Raw genomic sequence first — 20,626 nt, 5'->3', positions numbered from 1 at the left:
CCATGAAACTTCTTGATGCACATGTGAACGAATCGGTATTCACCGAACTCGAGTCGGAGGTGCGCAGCTACTGCCGCAACTGGCCGACCGTGTTCACCCGCGCCAGCGGCTCGTGGATCAGCGACACCGAAGGCCGCAGCTACCTGGACTTCTTCGCCGGAGCCGGCGCATTGAACTACGGACACAACAATCCGATCCTCAAGAAGGCGCTGATCGACTACATCGCCGACGACGGCATCACCCACGGCCTGGACATGTCCACCGTCGCCAAAGGGGACTTCCTGCAGACGTTCCAGGACGTGATCCTCGCGCCGCGTGGACTCGACTACAAAGTGCAGTTCCCCGGCCCGACCGGCACCAACGCCGTCGAATCGGCCCTCAAACTCGCCCGTAAGGTCACCGGCCGCGAGTCGATCATCAACTTCACCAATGCCTTTCACGGCATGACCCTCGGGTCGCTGTCGGTGACCGGCAACTCGATGAAGCGCGCCGGTGCGGGCATCCCGCTGGTTCATGCCACGCCGATGCCGTTCGACAACTACTTCGGCGGCGTCGTCGAGGACTTCGCCTGGTTCGAGCGTGTGCTCGACGACTCCGGCAGCGGTCTGAATCGCCCGGCGGCAGTCATCGTCGAGACCGTTCAGGGTGAGGGTGGCGTGAATGTCGCACGCACGGAATGGCTTCGAGCGCTGGCCGATCTCTGCAAGCGCCGCGACATCCTGCTCATCGTCGACGATGTGCAGATGGGCTGCGGCCGTACCGGAACCTTCTTCTCGTTCGAAGAGGCGGGTATCACCCCCGACATCGTCACCCTCTCCAAGTCGATCGGCGGGTACGGACTTCCGCTCGCGCTGACGTTGATTCGCCCCGAACTCGACGTCTGGGCACCCGGCGAGCACAATGGCACCTTCCGTGGCAACAATCCCGCATTCGTCACTGCCGCAACAGCTTTGCAGACCTACTGGACCGACGACACGCTGTCGCGCGAAGTGGTCTCCAAGGGCGACCGGATCGCCACGGCCTTCACCGAGCTCTGTGAGCGCTACGACGGCCTGAGCCACCGCGGACGCGGCATGGTCCAGGGACTGGTCTTCGACGAGGCATCCGAGGCGGGCAAGGTCTGTTCGATCGCCTTCGGCGCGGGTCTGCTCGCAGAGACGTCGGGACCGACCGACGAAGTGGTGAAACTGTTGCCGCCGTTGACGATTGACACCTCTGACCTCGACGCGGGACTGGCCATCCTGGCCGGTGCGGTGCGGGAGGTGCGCTCGTGATCGTTCGCACGACCGCCAAGATCACCGGCACCGATCGCGACGTCGCCGATCCCAAGGGCAATTGGGTGTCCAAGCGCATCGTCTTGGGCGGCGACGGCGTCGGATTCTCCTTCCACGAGACGACCATCAAGGCGGGCTCGGTCAACGAGTTCCACTACGCCAACCACATCGAGGCGGTATGGCTCGTCGAAGGCGAAGGCACGTTGACCGACCGAGAAACCGGCGAGGAGTATCCGCTCGCCCCAGGCACCATGTACCTGCTCAACGGTCACGAACGACACACCGTCGTCGCAACCACTCAACTGCGCATGCTGTGCGTGTTCAATCCTCCGGTGGTAGGTACCGAGGTCCATGACGAGAACGGCGTCTACCCGTTGGTCGCGGTGCCGGTGCCGGAGGCGGCACTGGGCAAGCATCGCGCCGAGGCGCAGAGTTAGTAGCTAGTCGCGGCCATTATCTGACGTCGACGCGGTGAGCTGGCTAGAAGACGACGCGGCCTGCCCGCACGCACTCCAGCGCTACGCTGGAGTGCGTGCGTATGCGGTTGCAGCTCGGTGAACGGGCCCTCCCCACCGATCCCGACGACGACCTCGCGTCGGCGATCACCAGGATCACCTCGATCATCGACGGGCGCCGCGTCGTCGCGCTGACCGGCGCGGGCATCTCGACGGCGTCGGGCATCCCCGACTATCGCAGCCCTGACGCTCCGCCGCGCACGCCGATGACCATCGAACAGTTCATGTCCTCCCCCGACTTCCGGCGCCACTACTGGGCGCGCAATCACCTCGGCTGGCGGCACATGGACGCCGCCCAGCCCAACGCGGCGCATCATGCCCTGGCTCGACTGCAGCGTGCCGGACAGCTCACCGGTGTGATCACGCAGAACGTCGACATGCTGCATCTGAAGGCCGGAACCCGGCGCGTCGTCGAATTGCACGGCTGTTACGGACGCGTTCGGTGCATGTCGTGTGACTGGCGGACGACGCGGCATCGGCTGGCCGACCAGTTGGAGACGCTCAATCCGGGCTTCGCCGCGCGAGTGGCCGGCCGCGGTGCGATCGAAGTCGCACCCGACGCCGACGTGGTGGTCTCCGACACCGCCGAATTCCGCATGATCGACTGCCCGCGATGCGGCGGCATCATCAAGCCCGACATCATCTACTTCGGCGAGAACGCCTCGAAATCCGTTGTCTCCGAGGCATTCTCACTAGTCCACGAGTCTGCGGCGCTGCTGGTGGCGGGGTCGTCGCTGACCGTTCAGTCGGGCCTGCGTTTCGTCCGGGCCGCTCACCGCGACGGCAAGCCGGTCATCATCATCAACCGCGGAGCCACTCGCGGCGACGAGTTCGCGACGCACAAGGTGGATCATTTCTGCGAAGAGGTACTGCCCCGGTTGGCGTGCGCCGAGTAGACACCGCCGGGCACTCGATTGACCCTCAGTGCACCAGCACCAGGTCGTCGGCGTGCACCACGGGGCGTCGTAGCTCAGCCGGCAGCTGCGAGGTCGAATGGCCCAACATGGTGGCGACGTCGTCGGCGCCATATGAGCTCACTCCGCGGGCGTGAATGACGCCGCGCTTGTCGACCAGTTCGACGACGTCGCCGTCGAAGTAGTGCCCCGACGTCGCCACGATGCCCGCCGACAGCAGGGAGCGTCGCCGCGAAACCGCTTGTACCGCACCGTCGTCGAGCATCAGCCGGCCCGACGTCTCGGCCGCGTGGCGCACCCAGAACTTGCGGGCCGACAATCGTTCGGCCCGCGCGGCGAAGGCTGTGCCCACCGACGCGTCCGATAGCGCGCGGTCGGCGTCGGCAGCCGCGGCCAGCAGCACCGGCACACCCGAGTCCGCGGCCAACCGGGCCGCGGCCAGCTTCGACGCCATCCCACCGGTGCCGAGTGCTCCACCGGCGCCGGCGATCACGCCGTCCAGATCCTCCGGTCCGGCCACCTCGGGTACTGGTTTCGCCGGCGGACGCCCCGCTAGCACGCGTCGCGGGTCTCCGTCGTAGAGTCCGTCGACGTCGGACAGCAGGACCAGCGCGTCCGCACCCGCGAGGTGCGCGACCAGCGCGGCGAGACGGTCGTTGTCGCCGAAGCGGATCTCGTTGGTGGCCACCGTGTCGTTCTCGTTGACGACGGCGACCGCGTGCAGGCTCCGCAATCGGTCAAGTGTCCGTTGGGCATTCGCGTGATGCGCGCGGTTGGAGATGTCGTCGGCGGTGAGCAGCACCTGCCCGACGGTCCGGCCGAAGCGCGCGAACGACGTTCCCCACGCATGCGCGAGCGCCAACTGACCGACGCTGGCAGCGGCCTGTTTGGTCGCGAGGTCGGTGGGGCGCTTCTTCAGGCCGAGCGGAGCGATTCCCGCACTCACCGCACCCGACGACACGACGATGACGTCGGTCCCAGCCCGCATCCGCGCCTCGAGCGCGTCGGCGAGTTGATCGAGGCGCCCGGTGTCGAGGCCCTCCCGGAGATCAGTCAGCGCCGACGACCCGATCTTCACGACGATGCTGCGGGCCGAGGCGATGAATGAACGCACCTCTGACTTCACTCGACGTCACCGTGCCGTTCGGCACGACGCAGCCGACGCTGCTCCTTGCGCTCCGCCGCACCCGCTCGATCGTTGCGATCCAACCGAATGTCGGTGCCGCGTCCCGTGATCGGGACGTCGTCGCCCATCGGGGTCATCGGCTCCCAGTCGAAGGTCACCGCACCGATGGTGACGGGCGCACCGGGCTGGGCGCCCTGCTTGACCAGTTCGTCTTCGACGCCGAGCCGGTTGAGCCGGTCGGCGAGGTAACCGACGGCCTCGTCGTTGTCGAAGGCGGTCTGCGCGATCCACCGTTCCGGGCGGGTGCCGCGCACGATGAAGCCACCGGGCTCATCGGGGTCGGGAATCACGGTGAAGCCGGTCTCGTCGACGGCCTTCGGGCGGATGACGGCACGGCGTGCCTGTTGTTTCGGATGTGCCTCGCGATACTCCCGAACCATCTTCGCGAGCGCAAATGTCAACTCGCGCAATCCTTCTCGCGACACCGCGGAGATCCGGAAGATCGGCCAACCGCGCTTGGCCAGTTCCGGTTCGACGATGTCGGCGAGTTCCGCGCCTTCGGGGACGTCGATCTTGTTGAGAATGATGATGCGTGGTCGTTCGGCGAGGTCGCCCAGGCCGTGATCGGCATCGAGGGCAGGCTGATAGGCTGCCAGCTCGGCTTCCAGCGCGTCGATGTCGGAGATCGGGTCGCGGTCGGATTCCAGTGTGGCGCAATCGACTACGTGTGCCAGCACCGCGCAGCGCTCGAGGTGGCGCAGAAAGTCCAGGCCCAGACCGCGCCCGGTGGATGCGCCGGGAATCAGGCCCGGGACGTCGGCGATGGTGAAGACGTCACCGGCCGACTGCACCACGCCGAGGTTGGGCGCCAAGGTGGTGAACGGATAGTCGGCGATCTTCGGCTTCGCGGCGGACAGCACCGAGACCAGCGACGACTTGCCGGCCGACGGGAACCCGACCAGCCCGACGTCGGCGACCGATTTGAGCTCGAGGACGAGGTCGCGTTCCTTCCCCTCCTCGCCGAGCAGCGCGAAGCCGGGTGCCTTTCGGGCGCGCGAGGCCAACGACGCATTGCCCAGACCGCCGCGGCCCCCCTGAGCTGCCTCGAAAGTCGTTCCGGCACCGACCAAGTCGGCCAGGATCGATCCGTCGGCGTCGAGCACGACGGTGCCGTCGGGCACCTTGAGCACGAGATCCTCACCCGTCGCGCCGTCCCGATTGTCGCCCTGCCCCGGACTTCCGTTGCCCGCCTTGGCGTGCGGACGGAAATGGAAGTCGAGCAGCGTATGCACCTGCGGGTCGACGACGAGCAGCACATTGCCGCCGTTGCCGCCATTGCCGCCGTCGGGTCCGCCGAGCGGCTTGAACTTCTCCCGGTGCACCGACGAGCACCCGTGCCCACCGTTACCCGCGGACACGTGAATGGTTACCCGGTCGACGAACCGCGACATCGCAGGTCACCTCTTTCCTTGCCGATGAAAAAACAAACAGGGCGGGTCGGATCACGTGGACCCTACCCGCCCTGTTCGCAGAGCTTATTGCCGAACTTCGTGCAGCGGATCCGCTTAGACCGACGCGGTTTCCGGGACGATGTTCACGGTCTTGCGGCCGCGCTTGCTGCCGAACTCCACCGCACCCGCGGCCAGAGCGAACAGCGTGTCGTCGCCGCCACGGCCGACGTTGACGCCGGGATGGAAGTGCGTGCCGCGCTGGCGGACCAGGATCTCGCCCGCGTTGACCTGCTGGCCACCGAAGCGCTTCACACCGAGTCGCTGAGCATTCGAGTCGCGACCGTTGCGCGAGCTGGATGCACCCTTCTTATGTGCCATCTGACTGGGTCTCCTTACTTGATTCCGGTGACCTTGAGGACCGTCAGCTTCTGACGGTGACCCTGGCGCTTGTGGTAGCCGGTCTTGTTCTTGAACTTGTGGATGCGGATCTTCGGACCCTTGGTGTGCTCGACCACCTCGGTGATGACCGCACGCGCGGCCAGCGCGTCGGCATCGGTGGTCAGCTCTGCACCGTCGACAACGAGCGCGACCGGCAGTTCCACCGTGGCGCCGGGCTCGCTGTCGATCTTCTCGACCTTCACAGTGTCGCCTTGCGCGACCTTGTACTGCTTACCGCCGGTCTTGACGATCGCGTACGTTGCCATCGGAGCGTTCCTCTTAACGTCGTTACTACTTATTCGTTCAATGTGGTCGTGCGACGATGCCGGCCATTTCGGGCCGCACTGAACTCACATCCACGAATGGATGATCAGATCAGCGGATCATCGTCATTGCCTCATACCTACTACGGTCCACGTCTGGTTCATGACACAGCATGGACCGCACGCGGGAGGCGACTTGTCAAGGTTACGGGAGCGTGACCATTTGGGTCAAACCGACGCACCTCGATTCCAGTGATGTCAGTCACCCACCGGCGGGCCCGCGGGGCGTCCCGCCGCACGACGTCGGGGACGACGCTGCGGCGCGACCACCGGTGCGGGCGCGCCGGCGATCGGTCCCGAGGTCGTGACCCGGGCGCCTGGTGCCTCCACCGGATCGTCGTCGCTGATCACGATCGTCGTCGACGTTCCCGTCGACGACGCCGGGCGTCGAGCCGCCCGACGCCGCCTACGTGGTGCGGGAGTCTCGACCGGCTCGGCCTCGACGACGGGTTGCGCTTCGACGACCGGTGCCGACTCGACGGCGACCGGCTCAGCCGGCGACGCGTCGACGGCGGGTTCATTCACGGGCTTCTCGACGACAGGTTTCTCGGCAGCGGGCTCCTCGGCAGCGGGCGCGTGCTGTGACTCCGCGGCCTGCTCGGCCGCAGCCGATTCGACGGTGACCCGCCCCGTCGGCGCACTCGCGCCGGCGACCTCGTCGATCACCGTCTCCACGACGACGCCGTCCGATGCCACCGCGGTGATCTCGGTGTGGCTGATCATCTCGATGTCGTGGTCGTCGTTCGCCGCTGCGGGGTCGACGTGCTCGATGTCGTGATCATGTGCGTGGGCCGCCATCGCCCGGAACATCGGGTGCTCCCCCGCCGGGTGGTGACCGGCGACGATCGCCGGCTTGGCGACGTCGGCGTCCTGGGCGGCGTCGCCCTTGCGTCCCTTTCGGCGGGACCGCTTGGACGCACCGCTGTCGCCGCCGCGCGCTGCGGCGTCGTCGGTGGGACGAACTTCCACCGGGTTGGCGTGCACGATGACACCACGGCCACCGCACGAGGTGCACGTGGTGGAGAACGCTTCGAGCAGCCCGGTCCCCAGCCGTTTACGCGTCATCTGGACCAGGCCCAGCGAGGTGACCTCGGAGACCTGGTGTCGGGTCCGGTCCCGGGCGAGCGCCTCGGTGAGCCGGCGCAACACCAGGTCACGGTTGGATTCGAGGACCATGTCGATGAAGTCGACGATGATCATGCCGCCGATGTCGCGCAGGCGCATCTGACGCACGATCTCCTCGGCCGCCTCCAAGTTGTTGCGGGTGACGGTCTCCTCGAGATTGCCGCCCGACCCGGTGAACTTGCCGGTGTTGACGTCGACGACCGTCATCGCCTCGGTGTGCTCGATGATCAGCGTGCCGCCCGACGGCAGCCACACCTTGCGGTCGAGGGCCTTGGCGAGCTGTTCGTCGATGCGGTGCACCACAAATGAGTCGGGGCCGTCGGGACTGGTCTTCTGGAACTGCTCGACGCGTTCCATCAGGTCGGGGGCGACGTCGGAGATGTAACGTTCGACGAGATTCCAGGCTTTGGGACCTTCGACGACGAGCTTGCGGAAGTCCTCGTTGAAGAGATCGCGCACCACGCGAACCAGCAGGTCAGGCTCTTCGTACAGGGCCTTGGGGCCGACCCCCTTCTTGCCCTCGGCGTCGGATACCGCCGACGAGATGGTCTTCCACTGCGACTCCAGCCGCTCGATGTCGGCGCCGAGTTCCTCCGCGCTGACACCCTCCGAGGCGGTGCGGATGATCACACCGGCGTCTTCGGGAACGAGCTTGCCGAGAATCGAACGCAATCGTTTGCGCTCGGTGTCGGGCAGCTTGCGGCTGATACCCGTCGACGACCCGCCCGGCACGTACACCAGGTAGCGACCCGCCAGCGAGATCTGCGTGGTCAGCCGGGCACCCTTGTGCCCCACTGGATCCTTGCTGACCTGCACCAACACGCTGTCACCCGGCTTGAGCGCCTGCTCGATCTTGCGCGATCCGCCGTCGAGTCCCGCGGCGTCCCAGTTGACCTCACCCGCGTACAGCACGCCGTTGCGGCCACGGCCGATGTCGACGAAGGCCGCCTCCATGCCGGGCAGCACGTTCTGCACTCGACCCAGGTAGATGTTGCCGACCATCGACGACGACGTCTCGGTCGTCACGAAATGCTCGACCAGAACTCCGTCTTCGAGCACGGCGACCTGGGTGTAGTCCTCGACCGCGCCCTGCTGCTCGGCACCCAGCGGCCCTCGTTCGCGGACCACCATCACCCGGTCGACGGCCTCGCGGCGGGCCAGGAATTCCGACTCGCTCAGGATCGGCGGGCGGCGCCGACCGGCGTCGCGGCCGTCCCGGCGTCGTTGGCGCTTGGCTTCCAGGCGCGTCGATCCGGAAATGCCCTGCACCTCGTCACGCGCGCGCTTGCTGCGCGGTTCGCGTTCGTGCACCACGGTGTTCGGCGGATCGTCGGGCGACGCCGTGTCCTCGGCATCCTCGCCACCGCCCTTGCGGCGCCGACGACGACGCCTGCGCTTCGACGTCGGCTCATTGTCTTCCGCGTCGTCGCTGTCAGTGTCGGTATCGTCTGCGTCGTCGGACGCCCCGTCCTCGGCGTCCTGCGCGGTGTCGGCGTCCTCGGCGGTGGCGGCGGCCTCCGACGACTCGTCGGAGGTGTCGGTGTCCTCGGCGTCCGAGTCGGACTCGTTGTCCCCGTCGGCGGCCTGCTCGCCACGCCCGCGGCCACGTCCACGACGCCCCCGCCTGCGACGCCGGTTGCGATTGTTGTCGGTCGAGTCGTCGTCGAGGTTCTTGGCATCGTCGCCGGTCTCGGCGTCCTCGTCGGCCTCAGGCTCGACGGCCGGTTGCGCCGCCTCGGGTTCGACGACCTCGGGCCGCGGCTTCACCGGGACGTACTGCTGCGGCTCCGGCGGGAGGAACAACGGCGACACGGAGAACGTCGCGGGTTCCGGCGTCGTCGGCGCCGCGAACAGCGGCTCGTGACGCTGCTCCTGCGCAGCGGAGAACAGCGTCGGCGTCGGGTCGACGGCGGGCTCGGGGGCAGCAACAGGCTCCGGCTCAGCAACAGGTTCCGGCGCAGCAGCAGGTTCCGGCGCCTGCGCGTCGTCGGCGATCGGCAGCGCTTCCTGCACCGCGGCCGTCGTACCTGGTAGTTCAGCCGGCGCCGACACATCGGCGGTCTCCGGCGCGGGTTGCTGTTCGCCGACCACGCGGTCCCGCACGGTGTTGGCGATGTCGCGGTCGATGCTCGACTGCGGGCTGCGCGCCGCGTGCCCCAGCTCGGCGAGGTGTTCGAGCACCTTGCGGCTGGTCAGGCCGAGCGCCCGGGCCAGCGCGTGAACGCGCAGCTTGGCGGGAAATTCTTCCGCCGACTCCGACGCGGCGTTCGCGTCAGTCGGCGACCCATTATCGGTCACGTCGTCTCCTTGCGCCCCCGGGCGCGTCACTTCTGGCGAACCAGTGCTGACGCGGCCGCGCGAGGGCTGCCTATGTGTGGTTGTGCCGGTCGGTATCGACCGGTAAGTGGTCTTCGCGTCTTGTCGTCGCGTTCGCCAGAGGTGACTGGCTTCTTCACGCGGCTGACGCCTTGCTGGTGACGATGCGTCCGTCCCTCGCAGTAATCTACGACGTTCGGCTCGCCCGCACGCTGTGTTCTTCAACGAGAACCGCGGCGGTGGGGCTGCCACCTGTGCCGGTGTCGACTGGGTGTACCGGCTCGCTCGCATCGCGGGCGGGTCAGCATGTCGACGACAGCTACGCAAGTATCCCACACCACACGTATTTCAAGAATTCAGGTCGGCGAAATCGACGACGAGAAAATCCGTGGGCGCTCAGAAACGCGCTGGTCAGCCTTCCAGGCCGGGGAACCACAACGCGATCTCGCGGGCCGCCGACTCCGGCGAGTCCGAGCCGTGCACCAAGTTGTTCTGTGTTTCCAGCGCAAAATCACCGCGAATTGTTCCCGGGGTGGCCTTGTCCACGGGGTCCGTTCCGCCGGCGAGCTGGCGCCAGGCGGCGATCGCGCGCGGGCCTTCGACGACGGCGGCGACCAGCGGGCCGGAAGTGATGAACTCGATCAGCGATCCGTAGAACGGCTTGCTGTCGTGTTCGGCGTAGTGACCCGCGGCGACCTCTTCGGTGGCGGTGCGCAGGTCGAGGGCGACGATCGTGAGGCCTTTGGCTTCGATGCGTCGGATGATCTCCCCGACGAGACCACGGGCGACGGCGTCGGGCTTGGCGAGGACGAGGGTGCGTTCGGTCACGCGTCAGATCGTAGCGGTGGCCCACGATGGGTGAGCGTGCGGAGTCGGTTTCGCCCGTCGACCGACCGCACCCGCCCACGACGTCGCGTCGATTCTCGGATTCGCCCGGTTTCGCGGCCTGGGTGTGCCACGCTCGATGCATGGCTAAAGGAGACCACTGGTGGTTCTGCGTGCGGCATCAGAAGCCGGAGCTGGGCAACGAATGCGGCACGCCCGATCGTCTCGGACCGTTTCCCGACGAGGCGACCGCCGCCCGCGCACCTGAGATCGCGCGGGCCCGCACGGAGGAAGCCGACCGATACGACGAAGAGTGACCGGTCGAGTTGCTACTCCTCGATCGGTTCCTGCCCGTACAGTTCGCCGCGCTCGATACGCTTCTCGACGTCGCGCTTGATGTAGGCGATATAGACCCACACGCAACCGAAGATGATGCCCACCGCGGCGATGGACCAGTGAAAGAACGCGCCGGCGATCGTCACGATCTGCAGCGCCAGATCGAATTTGAGGGCCCACGGGCGGCCCTGCATCCCGGCTCCCAGAATCATCGCCACCGCGAGCACGACGAAGAACACCACCGACCCGGCGCTCAGTCCCGGACCGATGTTCGCCACGATCGGAATCGCCAGCAGCAACACGATCACTTCGAGAATCAGCGTGCCAGCCATCACCCCGCGCAGACCCTTCCACGGATCGTTCGCGGGTGCGGTGAACTTCGGCTGCTCCGTGGTCGCCATCATGCCGGGTCCTTTCCAAACAATGTCCGTGCGGCACCGGCTGTGACCACCGACCCGGTGATCACCACGCCGGCCCCGGCGACCGGTGAGCCGTCGTCGGCCTCCTCCGCCCAGGCGATCGCCGCTTCGACGGCGTCGGGCAGGAACGGCTCGACGCGCACGCGCTCCTCGCCGAACACCCGGTGGGCGATGTCGGCGAGGCTGTCGGTGTCGAGGGCTCGCGGCGATCCGTTGTTGGTCAGCACGACGCCGTCGAACACCGGCTCCAGCGCTTCCAACACACCTTCGACGTCCTTGTCGCCGAGCACACCGATCACGCCGACGATCCGCCGGAAGTCGAACTCGTCGGTCAACGCCCGCGCAAGCGCTTGTGCCCCATGCGGATTGTGCGCGGCGTCGAGGTACACCGTCGGCGCACTGCGCACCCGCTCCAGCCGTCCCGGGCTGCTGACCGAGGCGAATCCGGCCGCAATCGCCTCCGCGTCGAGCTGGCGGTCGGCGCCCGCACCGAAGAACGCCTCGACGGCGGCCAGCGCCACGACGGCGTTCGACGCCTGGTGGGCGCCGTGCAGCGGCAGGAAGACCTCCGGATATTCGCCGCCGAGTCCCTGCAGCCGCAGCAGCTGTCCGCCGACGGCGGTCTTCGACTCCAGCACCGCGAATTCGGAATTCTGTCGCGCCACAATGGTTTCCGCGTCGACGGTGGCCCGCAACAGCACGTCCATCACCTCGGGCGAGGCCTGCTGGGCGATGATCGTGACCGGATCGACCGGCACGAGCGCCTCGGCGTCGCCCTTCTTGATGATGCCTGCCTTCTCCCCGGCGATCGCGGTCAGCGTGTCGCCGAGGTAGTCGGCGTGATCCATCGCGATCGGAGTGATCACCGCGACCGTGGCATCGATGACATTCGTCGCGTCCCACCGCCCACCCATGCCGGTCTCGACGACGGCGACATCGACCGGCGCCTCGGCGAACGCCGCATACGCCATGGCGGTGAGCACTTCGAACTTGCTCATCCGCGGTCCGCCGCTCGCGATCGACGAGTCGTCGACCATCGTGATGTACGGCTCCAGTTCGCGGTAGGTGTCGACGTAGGTTCGCGGTGAAACCGGTTGTCCGTCGATGGAGATCCGCTCGGTCGCCAACTGCAGGTGCGGACTGGTGATGCGTCCGGTGCGACGATGCAGTGCGGTGAGCAGCGCGTCGATCATCCTGGTCACCGACGTCTTGCCGTTGGTGCCCGCGATGTGGATCGCCGGATAGTTCCGCTGCGGCGACCCGAGAAGGTCGAGCAATGCGTTGATCCGGGTCAAGGACGGCTCGATCTTCGTCTCCGGCCACCGGGTGTCGAGTTCCGCCTCGACGACACTGAGTTCGTCGAGGTCCTCGGGAGTGGGTGACTGAGACATCAGTTACTCCCCGTCGCTTCGCTCGCCCAGCGACTCCAGCTTCGCGGTCAGCCGCACGATCTCCTCCTGCGCCAACTGCTGGCGGGCCTTGATCTTCTCGACGACGGCGTCGGGCGCCTTCGCCAGGAACTGTTCGTTGCCCAGCTTGCCCGACGTCTGCGCCAGCTCCTTCTCGGCGACGGCGAGATCCTTTGCGGCACGCCGCTTCTCGGCCTCGACGTCGACGCTGCCGGAGGTGTCGATCCGCACGACGACGGTGGTCGACGACAGTCGCACCTCAATGGTGGCGGTCGCGGTGAAGTCGTCGCCGGCGACGTTCAGCCGGGCCAGCGAATCGAGGTACGACCGTGAATCGGCGAGTCCCGCGCGGTCGAGGCCGTCGATCTGCGCCGCCACCCGCTGACTCGGGGCGAGGCCCTGGTCACTGCGGAACCGGCGGACCTCGGTGATCAGTTTCTGCAGGTCTTCGATGCGGGTGCGGGCCTCGGCGTCGACGGCGGCGCCGGTGGCCACCGGCCACGGCGCGATCACCACGGACTCCCCGCCGGTCAGTGCCTTCCACAGCGTCTCGGTGACGAACGGGATGACCGGTGACAGCGCGCGCAGCAGCGGCTCGAGCACATTGCCGAGCACCAGCGCGGTGGCATCGGCTCGGGCCTGATCGCCCGAGTTGATCTGCACCTTCGCCAATTCGAGATACCAGTCGCACACCTCGTCCCAGGCGAAGTGGTACAGCGCCTCGCAGGCCTTGGCGAACTCGTAGGACTCGAAACCCGAATCCGCCTCTGCGAGAACCTCATCGAGCCGGTCGAGGATCCAGCGGTCGGCGTCGGTCAGCTCGGAGCGAGCGGGCAGCTCGCCCACCTGGGCGCCGTTCATCAGCGCGAACTTGGTGGCGTTGAACAGCTTCGTCGCGAAGTTGCGCGACGACGACGCGTGGTCCTCGCCGACGGAGATGTCGCTGCCCGGATTGGCGCCGCGGGCCAGGGTGAACCGCAGCGCATCGGCGCCGAAGCGTTCCACCCAGTCCAGCGGGTCGATGCCGTTGCCCTTGGACTTACTCATCTTGCGGCCGTGTTCATCGCGCACCAGACCGTGCATGAACAGGCTCGTGAACGGGACTCGCGCATCCCGATCGCCAAGTCCCGCAGTGTCTTTCGCGCCGACGTAGGTGCCGAACATCATCATCCGGGCGACCCAGAAGAACAGGATGTCGTAACCGGTCACCAGGACCGACGTCGGGTAGAACTTGCGCAGGTCGGCGGTGTCGGCCGGCCAGCCCAGCGTCGAGAACGGCCACAGGCCCGACGAGAACCACGTGTCGAGGACGTCGGTCTCCTGGGTGTAGCCCGCAGGTGCTTGTTCCCCCGGGGCGGGACAGACCACTTCGCCGTCGGGGCCGTACCAGATCGGGATGCGATGCCCCCACCAGAGCTGGCGGGAGATGCACCAGTCGTGCATGTCGTCGACCCAGCCGAACCAGCGCGACTCCATCGACTTGGGTGCGATCACGGTCTCGCCATTGCGAACCGCGTCGCCCGCCGACTTGGCCAGCGAGGAGACATTGACCCACCACTGCATCGACAGCCGCGGTTCGATCGGTTCACCGGTGCGCTCGGAATGTCCGACGCTGTGCAGGTAGGGCCGCACTTCTTTGACGATGCGGCCCTGTTCGGCGAGCGCCTCGCGCACCTTCACGCGGGCTTCGAATCGATCCATGCCGTCGAATTGCGTTCCGGTGCCGGTGATCACGGCGGTCTCGTCCATGATCGACGGCATCGGCAGGTTGTGCCGCTGCCCGAGCGCGAAGTCGTTGGGATCGTGGGCGGGCGTGATTTTGACTGCGCCGGAACCGAATTCGGGGTCGACGTAATCGTCTGCGACGACGGGGATGGTGCGGTCGAGGAACGGATGAGCCAACTCGACGCCGACGAGGTGGCGGTAACGCTCGTCGTCGGGGTGCACGGCGATCGCGGTGTCGCCCAGCATCGTCTCCATCCGTGTGGTCGCGACGATGATGTGCGGTTCGTCGTCGGACATCGAGCCGTACCGGAAGCTGACAAGTTCACCCTCGACGTCGGCGTAGTTGACCTCGATGTCGCTGATGGCGGTCTTGAGCACCGGCGACCAGTTGACGAGCCGCTCGGCCTGGTAGATCAGCCCGTCGTCGAAGAGCTGCTTGAAGATGGTGTGCACGGCCTTGGAGAGACCGTCGTCCATGGTGAATCGCTCGCGGCTCCAGTCGACGCCGTCGCCGAGTTTGCGCATCTGCGAGCCGATGGTGCCGCCGATGGCTTCCTTCTCCTGCCACACGCGTTCGATGAAAGCCTCCCGACCGAGGTCGTCGCGGGTGACCCCCTCGTCGGCGAGTTTGCGCTCGACCATCGTCTGCATGGCGATGGCGGCGTGGTCCATTCCGGGCAGCCACAGCACCTCGTACCCTTGCATGCGGCGGCGGCGGGACAGTGCGTCCATCAGCACGTGCTCGTAGGCGTGGCCCATGTGCAACGAACCGTTGACGTTGGGCGGCGGGATCACGATCGAGAACGGCGGCTTCTCGCTCGCGGCGTCGGCGCTGAAGTATCCCGCGTCTACCCAGCCTTGGTACAGCCCGTCCTCATGGTCAGCAGGAATCCAGGACTTGGGCAGCGCTTCATTGGTCACCCGTCAATTCTAGGGAAGGCGGTTCGGGCCACTGACAGCGGAGCCGGGACAGCTGAGGAAGCGAAAAGAATCCCCCGCCACTATCAACATATATCGCACCCCGGGGCTTGCGGCAAGGCCCGGGTGATGGCGCACAATCGCAGGTCGTGGCGCTCGACCGACGGTCGCCACGTCGTACGGAGGTTATGTGAGCAGACCCACCACCAGCACTTTCCGGCTACCGCAGCGGCTCGCCGACAAGGCCGCACCCGAGCTCGTCGGCGACGACGACATCCACTTCCGTTCCATCGCGGCCGGCTTGGCGTCGACGATCGCCACCGTCGGCGACCGCCTCGACACCGCGCGTCGCGCGCCGACGCGCGCGGCGAAGGAAGCCGTCGAGCGCGACGCCGAGATCCGCCAGTTGTCGGCGCAGCTGCGCACGTTGCGCCGATTCGGCCTCGACCTGTGTTTGGGCCGCATGGTCGGCGACGACGGTACGGTCACCTACCTGGGCCGCACCGGCCTCATCGCGCCGGATGGTCGGGCGCTGTTGCTCGACTGGCGCACACCGGCTGCCGCGCCGTTCTTCGGCGCCACCCATGACGATCCGATGGGTCTGTCGAGCAGGCGCCGTTACCGCTGGGGCCGCGACGGAGACGACTTCCGGGTCGTCGACTACTGGGACGAGGTGTTCACCGCCGACATCGGTCCCGGCCTGGTCCCCGACGACAATTCCGCGTTCCTCGCCAGCCTCGACGCCGGGCGCTCGCCGCGGATGCGCGATGTCCTGGCGACCATCGCGTCCGACCAGGACGCGATCATCCGGTCCGGGTCGCAGGGAGCACTCGTCGTCGACGGCGGGCCGGGCACTGGCAAGACTGTCGTCGCGCTGCACCGCGCGGCGTATCTGCTGTATTCCGATCCTCGGGTGTCGGCGCGTCGCGGTGGCGTGCTCGTCGTCGGGCCGCACGACCCCTATCTGGCCTATGTCGCCGACATCCTGCCCGACCTCGGCGCCGAGGGAGCTGCGATGTGCACGCTGCGTGATCTGGTTCCCGAGGGCGGCGACGCCGTCGCTGAGTCGAATCCCAGTGTGGCGCAGCTGAAGTCGTCGTCGCAATGGATGGGGGCCGTCGAGCGTGCCATCGCCTTCTACGAGGAGCCGCCGACTGCGCCCCTGACACTCGACACCGATTGGGGCGAGGTGGAGATCACCGCAGCGGACTGGGCGCAGGCCTTCGCCGCTCCCGAATCGTCGACGCCGCACAACGAGTCCCGCGAGATCATCCGGTCCGAGCTGCTCGACGTCCTCGGTTCCCGCCATTCCGACATCCCGACGGCGGCGCTGAGTTCGATCGTGCGCGCCGACGATGACCTGCGCGAAGCGCTCAATCGGGCCTGGCCGATGCTCGACGCCGCAAATGTCGTCGGCGACCTGTGGAGCGTGCCCGCGTATCTGCGAATGTGCGCGCCGTGGCTGAGTGCCGAGGAGCGTCGGCTGCTGCACCGCCCATCGGGTGCGGCGTGGACGCTGGCCGACCTCCCGCTGCTCGACGCCGCGCGACGTCGACTCGGTGACCGCGAGGCGGCACGTATCGCCGCAGAGCGCACCGCTGCGGCGGCGGCCGAGCAGCGCCGTAAGTCGGAGGTGATCGACGAGATGATCGCCGCCGAGGGGGACCGCGAGAGTCTGCTCACTCAGTTCGTCCGCGGCGGTCTCAGTGACGCACTCGTCGACGACGCGGCGCTGCCGGAACAGGGAGTCGACCGCTTCGCCGAGACTTTTGCGCACATCGTCGTCGACGAGGCTCAGGAGCTGACCGATGCGCAGTGGCAGATGCTGCGGGCGCGGTGTCCGTCGGGCAGCTTCACCGTCGTCGGGGACCGCGCGCAGGCCCGGCTCGGGTTCTCCGAATCGTGGCGGGATCGGCTGGAGCGCAACGGTTTACGCAACGTCGACGTCGCGCAGCTGCGCGTCAACTATCGCACGCCGCAGGAGATCATGGATGCGGCCGCTCCGATCATCCGTGCGGCACTGCCCGACGCCAACATCCCGACGTCGATCCGCAGCAACGGACTTCCGGTACGTCACCGCCCGACGTCGGAGCTCGACGCGGTGCTCACCGAGTGGCTCGACACCCACGACGACGGAATCGCCTGTGTCATCGGCGATCCCACGTTCCGCGCCCGGGACCGGGTGTCGTCGCTGACGCCGGAGACGTCGAAGGGTCTGGAGTTCGACCTCGTGGTGCTGGTGTCACCGGAAAGGTTCGGCGCCGTCGACCGGTATGTGTCGATGACCCGCGCGACACAGGAGTTGGTGATCGTGGAGTAGAACCCGACACAAACAGCTTCGGCACGACGCGCTCATTTTCGAGGTCAGCCCAGACCCAGCGGATAACCATGATGCCCAGCGCGCGCAATCGGTCCTCGCGTTGCTTCTCTCGAATGACTGCCTGCTCGATCGACTCTCCCTCGCGGCGATGGTTGAGGTACTTGACCAGACCGTCGAACTCGCCGACCAGGAGATCGCGCCAATCGTAGTCGGTGCGCCCGACGAAGCCCTGGGAATCCCGGTAGGTGTGCTGCAACCGTGGTACCGGAAGACCCGCGGCGATCATCTGTGCCCGTCCCCACGATTCACCGGGATTCTCGGACAGCGGATCGGCGAACTCGAGGGCCTTGCGGAACAGCGCCACCCCGCGGACGCGGCGATGCGACATCTCGGTGAGGATGTCGACGTCGGCCCCCATCCGCAACCCGGCGTCGACGACGGCTAGGGCACCGGGAAGACGCATGCGCGAGGTACGTGCGACATCGAAGACGGTCCGCTCCAGAGTCGTCACGGGACGTGCGCCGTGGGTCGTGACCTCTGAGTCCGCGAGAGGCCCCGGGTGCAGGTGCCGTCGGGGCCGAACATAGCCGGTGTCGGTGGTGAGCGACGTCATGCTCACTCTGTCGAGCGGAGGCTTCAGCATTGGCAGGTCGTGCATCGCTGCTGCCGACTCATAGGAGAACACCGCGCCGTCGGTGACCGTCGCGGCGTCGACCATCAAGCGATACTTGCGTTCCTTCGTCCGTGTGTCGTCGGCGAACGCATAGACGCCCCAGCCGAGAGGCTCGAGCAGCCCAGTCTTGAGGGCCGTCTTGATGTCGTTGTCGGTGCCGCCGAGTGACAGCAACTCTTCGCGACGGATCACGCCGTTTCGTCTGAGGGGAACATGATCCTTAGACGCACGAGAAGTCCGTTTGGATCCATCGCCGCATGAACCCAACAGAAATCGGTCAACCCGAACGAACTTTCCGTTCGGGTTGACCGATTTGTATTGGGTTCACACCGTCGTCTGCGTCGCCGTCAGACCTACGCGCTCTTGTCGCGACGTTCGCTACGACGATTCTTCCGCGGCACGATCGTCGGAAGTACGTTGTCGCGCACGGTTTCTCCGGTCACGACGACCTTTTCGACGTCGTCGCGGCTGGGGATGTCGTACATCACCGGCAGGAGGACTTCCTCCATGATGGCGCGCAGACCGCGTGCGCCGGTGCCACGGTGGATCGCCTGGTCTGCGACGGCTTCGAGGGCTTCGTCGGTGAACTCGAGCTCGACGTTGTCCATGTCGAACAGCTTCGCGTACTGCTTCACCAATGCGTTCTTCGGTTCCGACAGGATGTTGACCAGCGACGCCTTGTCGAGATTGGTCACCGACGCCACCATCGGGAGGCGGCCGATGAACTCGGGGATCAGACCGAACTTGATCAGATCCTCGGGCATCACCTCGGCGAAGTGATCGGTGGTGTCCACCTCGTCCTTGGTGGAGACCGCGTTGCCGAATCCGATGCCGCGCTTACCGATTCGGTCGGAGACGATCTTCTCCAGCCCGGCGAACGCACCCGCGACGATGAACAGGACGTTGGTGGTGTCGATCTGGATGAATTCCTGATGCGGATGCTTGCGTCCACCCTGCGGCGGCACCGACGCCTGGGTTCCTTCGAGGATCTTCAGCAGCGCCTGCTGCACGCCCTCGCCGGAGACGTCGCGGGTGATCGACGGGTTCTCGCTCTTGCGGGCGATCTTGTCGACCTCATCGATGTAGATGATGCCGGTCTCGGCGCGCTTGACGTCGTAGTCGGCGGCCTGGATCAGCTTCAGCAGAATGTTCTCGACGTCCTCACCGACGTAGCCCGCCTCGGTGAGTGCGGTGGCGTCGGCGATGGCGAACGGCACGTTGAGCATCTTGGCGAGGGTCTGGGCGAGGTAGGTCTTGCCGCAGCCGGTGGGCCCGAGCATCAGGATGTTGGACTTCATCAGCTCGACGGTCTCGCCGGTGCGGGCGTCCTTCTTCTCACCGGCCTGGATGCGCTTGTAGTGGTTGTACACCGCGACGGCGAGGGTCCGCTTGGCGGTGTCCTGGCCGATCACGTAGTTGTTCAGGAAGTCTCGGATCTCCGCCGGCTTGGGCAGCTCGTCGAGTTTCACGTCGCCGTTCTCGGCGAGCTCCTCTTCGATGATCTCGTTGCACAGGTCGATGCATTCATCGCAGATGTATACGCCGGGTCCGGCAATCAACTTCTTGACCTGTTTTTGACTCTTTCCACAGAAAGAGCACTTCAGGAGGTCGCCACCGTCTCCGATTCGAGCCATCGCCTGTTGTACCTACTTCCAAAGAACTCGATGCGACGCACGCGACGCCGCCACCGATATGTCGCCGGTACCTCGACGGTACCCCTACTTGCTGGTGATCTTCGATCGTTAAAGCCAATTGCCGCCCGTGTCGGGGTGGAGAACAATTCTCGCACCGATCGGGCGGCAACGGGCGGTTCTACACGCTGCTACTTCTTGAGGGACTTCTTGCGGTACTCGAAAACCTCGTCGACGATGCCGTATTCCTTCGCCTGAGCGGCGGTGAGGATGTTGTCCCGGTCGGTGTCCTTGCGGATCTTCTCGGCCGGCTGGCCGGTGTGACCCGACAGGATCTCGTCGAGGCGGTTGCGGATCCGCTCGATCTCGGCGGCCTGGATCTCCAGGTCGGAGACCTGGCCCTGGTAGGCGCCGCCGGTACGCGGCTGGTGGATCAAGATGGTCGCGTTGGGCAGGGCCGCGCGCTTGCCGGGGGTGCCGCCGGCCAACAGGATCGCGGCGGCCGACGCCGCCTCACCGAGGCACACGGTCACGATGTCGCAGTGCACGTACTGCATCGTGTCGTAGATGGCCAGCATGTCCGGCACGCTGCCGCCGGGCGAGTTGATGTACATGGTGATGTCGCGGTCGGGGTCCTGGGACTCCAGCACCAGCAGCTGTGCCATGACGTCGTTGGCGACGGTCTGATCGATCGGGGTGCCGACGAACACGATGCGCTCCTCGAAGAGCTTCGCGTAGGGGTCGTACTGGCGCTGCCCGTTGGGAGTGTGCTCGATGAACTGCGGCAGGATGTAGCGCATCTCGATGCTCTGCATGAACCGCGTCGAATCGGCGATTCCGGCGGCAACGGCATCCGGGAGGGACTTAGTCATGAGGGTCTGTTCCTTG

General features: G+C 66.6%; 16 protein-coding genes. 5 read left to right on the top strand and 11 right to left on the bottom strand.

Features of this window, described 5'->3' with window-relative positions; translation table 11 throughout:
- Window positions 1–2 precede the first annotated feature (2 nt).
- The 3 genes from ectB (at window position 3) to HH308_RS00495 (ending at window position 2,685) form a co-directional block, all read left to right on the top strand.
- Window positions 3–1,274, top strand: coding sequence for a diaminobutyrate--2-oxoglutarate transaminase (gene ectB, locus HH308_RS00505; RefSeq protein WP_170192210.1), 1,272 nt, complete (start codon window positions 3–5; stop codon window positions 1,272–1,274).
- Window positions 1,271–1,711, top strand: coding sequence for an ectoine synthase (locus tag HH308_RS00500; RefSeq protein ID WP_170192209.1), 441 nt, complete (start codon window positions 1,271–1,273; stop codon window positions 1,709–1,711). The genes ectB and HH308_RS00500 overlap by 4 nt, the downstream gene beginning before the upstream one ends.
- 95 nt (window positions 1,712–1,806) lie before the next feature.
- Window positions 1,807–2,685: a Sir2 family NAD-dependent protein deacetylase gene (locus tag HH308_RS00495; RefSeq protein WP_170192208.1), complete on the top strand. Its 879-nt coding sequence runs from the start codon at window positions 1,807–1,809 to the stop codon at window positions 2,683–2,685.
- A gap of 25 nt (window positions 2,686–2,710) precedes the next feature.
- On the opposite strand, the gene proB is transcribed toward HH308_RS00495, so the two are convergent.
- From proB to ndk, 6 genes are all read right to left on the bottom strand, one after another.
- Window positions 2,711–3,829 (bottom strand): glutamate 5-kinase, encoded by a 1,119-nt coding sequence (proB, locus tag HH308_RS00490; RefSeq protein ID WP_170192207.1) that lies wholly within the window; start codon window positions 3,827–3,829, stop codon window positions 2,711–2,713.
- Entirely contained in the window at window positions 3,826–5,280 is a 1,455-nt protein-coding gene (gene obgE / locus HH308_RS00485) for a GTPase ObgE (protein ID WP_170192206.1), read from the bottom strand. The genes proB and obgE overlap by 4 nt, the downstream gene beginning before the upstream one ends.
- Before the next feature lie 114 nt (window positions 5,281–5,394).
- Complete coding sequence (gene rpmA / locus HH308_RS00480) at window positions 5,395–5,658, bottom strand: 50S ribosomal protein L27 (protein WP_007317429.1); 264 nt, start codon at window positions 5,656–5,658, stop codon at window positions 5,395–5,397.
- Window positions 5,659–5,672: 14 nt separating this feature from the next.
- Window positions 5,673–5,984: a 50S ribosomal protein L21 gene (gene rplU / locus HH308_RS00475; RefSeq protein WP_170192205.1), complete on the bottom strand. Its 312-nt coding sequence runs from the start codon at window positions 5,982–5,984 to the stop codon at window positions 5,673–5,675.
- Window positions 5,985–6,239: 255 nt separating this feature from the next.
- Window positions 6,240–9,464 carry a translation initiation factor IF-2 N-terminal domain-containing protein gene (locus HH308_RS00470; protein WP_170192204.1) on the bottom strand — a complete coding sequence of 1,075 codons (3,225 nt, stop codon included), beginning with the start codon at window positions 9,462–9,464 and terminating at the stop codon, window positions 6,240–6,242.
- A gap of 429 nt (window positions 9,465–9,893) precedes the next feature.
- Window positions 9,894–10,310: a nucleoside-diphosphate kinase gene (gene ndk, locus HH308_RS00465; protein WP_170192203.1), complete on the bottom strand. Its 417-nt coding sequence runs from the start codon at window positions 10,308–10,310 to the stop codon at window positions 9,894–9,896.
- Between the two features lie 140 nt (window positions 10,311–10,450).
- Here ndk and HH308_RS00460 point away from each other — a divergent pair, with 140 nt between their 5' ends.
- Window positions 10,451–10,624: a hypothetical protein gene (locus tag HH308_RS00460; RefSeq protein ID WP_170192202.1), complete on the top strand. Its 174-nt coding sequence runs from the start codon at window positions 10,451–10,453 to the stop codon at window positions 10,622–10,624.
- A 12-nt stretch (window positions 10,625–10,636) separates the two neighbouring features.
- Here the strand turns inward: HH308_RS00460 and HH308_RS00455 are convergent, their stop codons facing one another.
- Genes HH308_RS00455 through HH308_RS00445 form a run of 3 tightly spaced genes read right to left on the bottom strand, consistent with a single transcriptional unit; the run spans window position 10,637 to window position 15,117 of the window.
- Window positions 10,637–11,047, bottom strand: a complete 411-nt coding sequence (locus HH308_RS00455) for a DUF4233 domain-containing protein (protein ID WP_376767140.1) — start codon at window positions 11,045–11,047, stop codon at window positions 10,637–10,639.
- Window positions 11,044–12,453 (bottom strand): bifunctional tetrahydrofolate synthase/dihydrofolate synthase, encoded by a 1,410-nt coding sequence (gene folC / locus HH308_RS00450; protein WP_170192201.1) that lies wholly within the window; start codon window positions 12,451–12,453, stop codon window positions 11,044–11,046. Before folC ends, HH308_RS00455 begins: the two co-directional genes overlap by 4 nt.
- A 3-nt stretch (window positions 12,454–12,456) precedes the next feature.
- Entirely contained in the window at window positions 12,457–15,117 is a 2,661-nt protein-coding gene (locus tag HH308_RS00445; RefSeq protein WP_170192200.1) for a valine--tRNA ligase, read from the bottom strand.
- A gap of 187 nt (window positions 15,118–15,304) precedes the next feature.
- On the opposite strand from HH308_RS00445, the gene helR reads away from it, so the two are divergent.
- Window positions 15,305–17,434 (top strand): RNA polymerase recycling motor ATPase HelR, encoded by a 2,130-nt coding sequence (helR, locus tag HH308_RS00440; protein WP_170192199.1) that lies wholly within the window; start codon window positions 15,305–15,307, stop codon window positions 17,432–17,434.
- A 1,026-nt stretch (window positions 17,435–18,460) separates the two neighbouring features.
- Here the strand turns inward: helR and clpX are convergent.
- Window positions 18,461–19,741, bottom strand: a complete 1,281-nt coding sequence (clpX, locus tag HH308_RS00435) for an ATP-dependent Clp protease ATP-binding subunit ClpX (protein ID WP_170192198.1) — start codon at window positions 19,739–19,741, stop codon at window positions 18,461–18,463.
- Between the two features lie 188 nt (window positions 19,742–19,929).
- Entirely contained in the window at window positions 19,930–20,610 is a 681-nt protein-coding gene (locus HH308_RS00430) for an ATP-dependent Clp protease proteolytic subunit (RefSeq protein WP_170192197.1), read from the bottom strand.
- Window positions 20,611–20,626 lie beyond the last annotated feature (16 nt).

The organism is Gordonia asplenii (assembly GCF_012933505.1).
GTDB classification, from domain to species: Bacteria; Actinomycetota; Actinomycetes; order Mycobacteriales; family Mycobacteriaceae; genus Gordonia; species Gordonia asplenii.
Note: the sequence above shows the minus strand (reverse complement) of the source record. Positions and strands in the feature narration are given on the sequence as shown.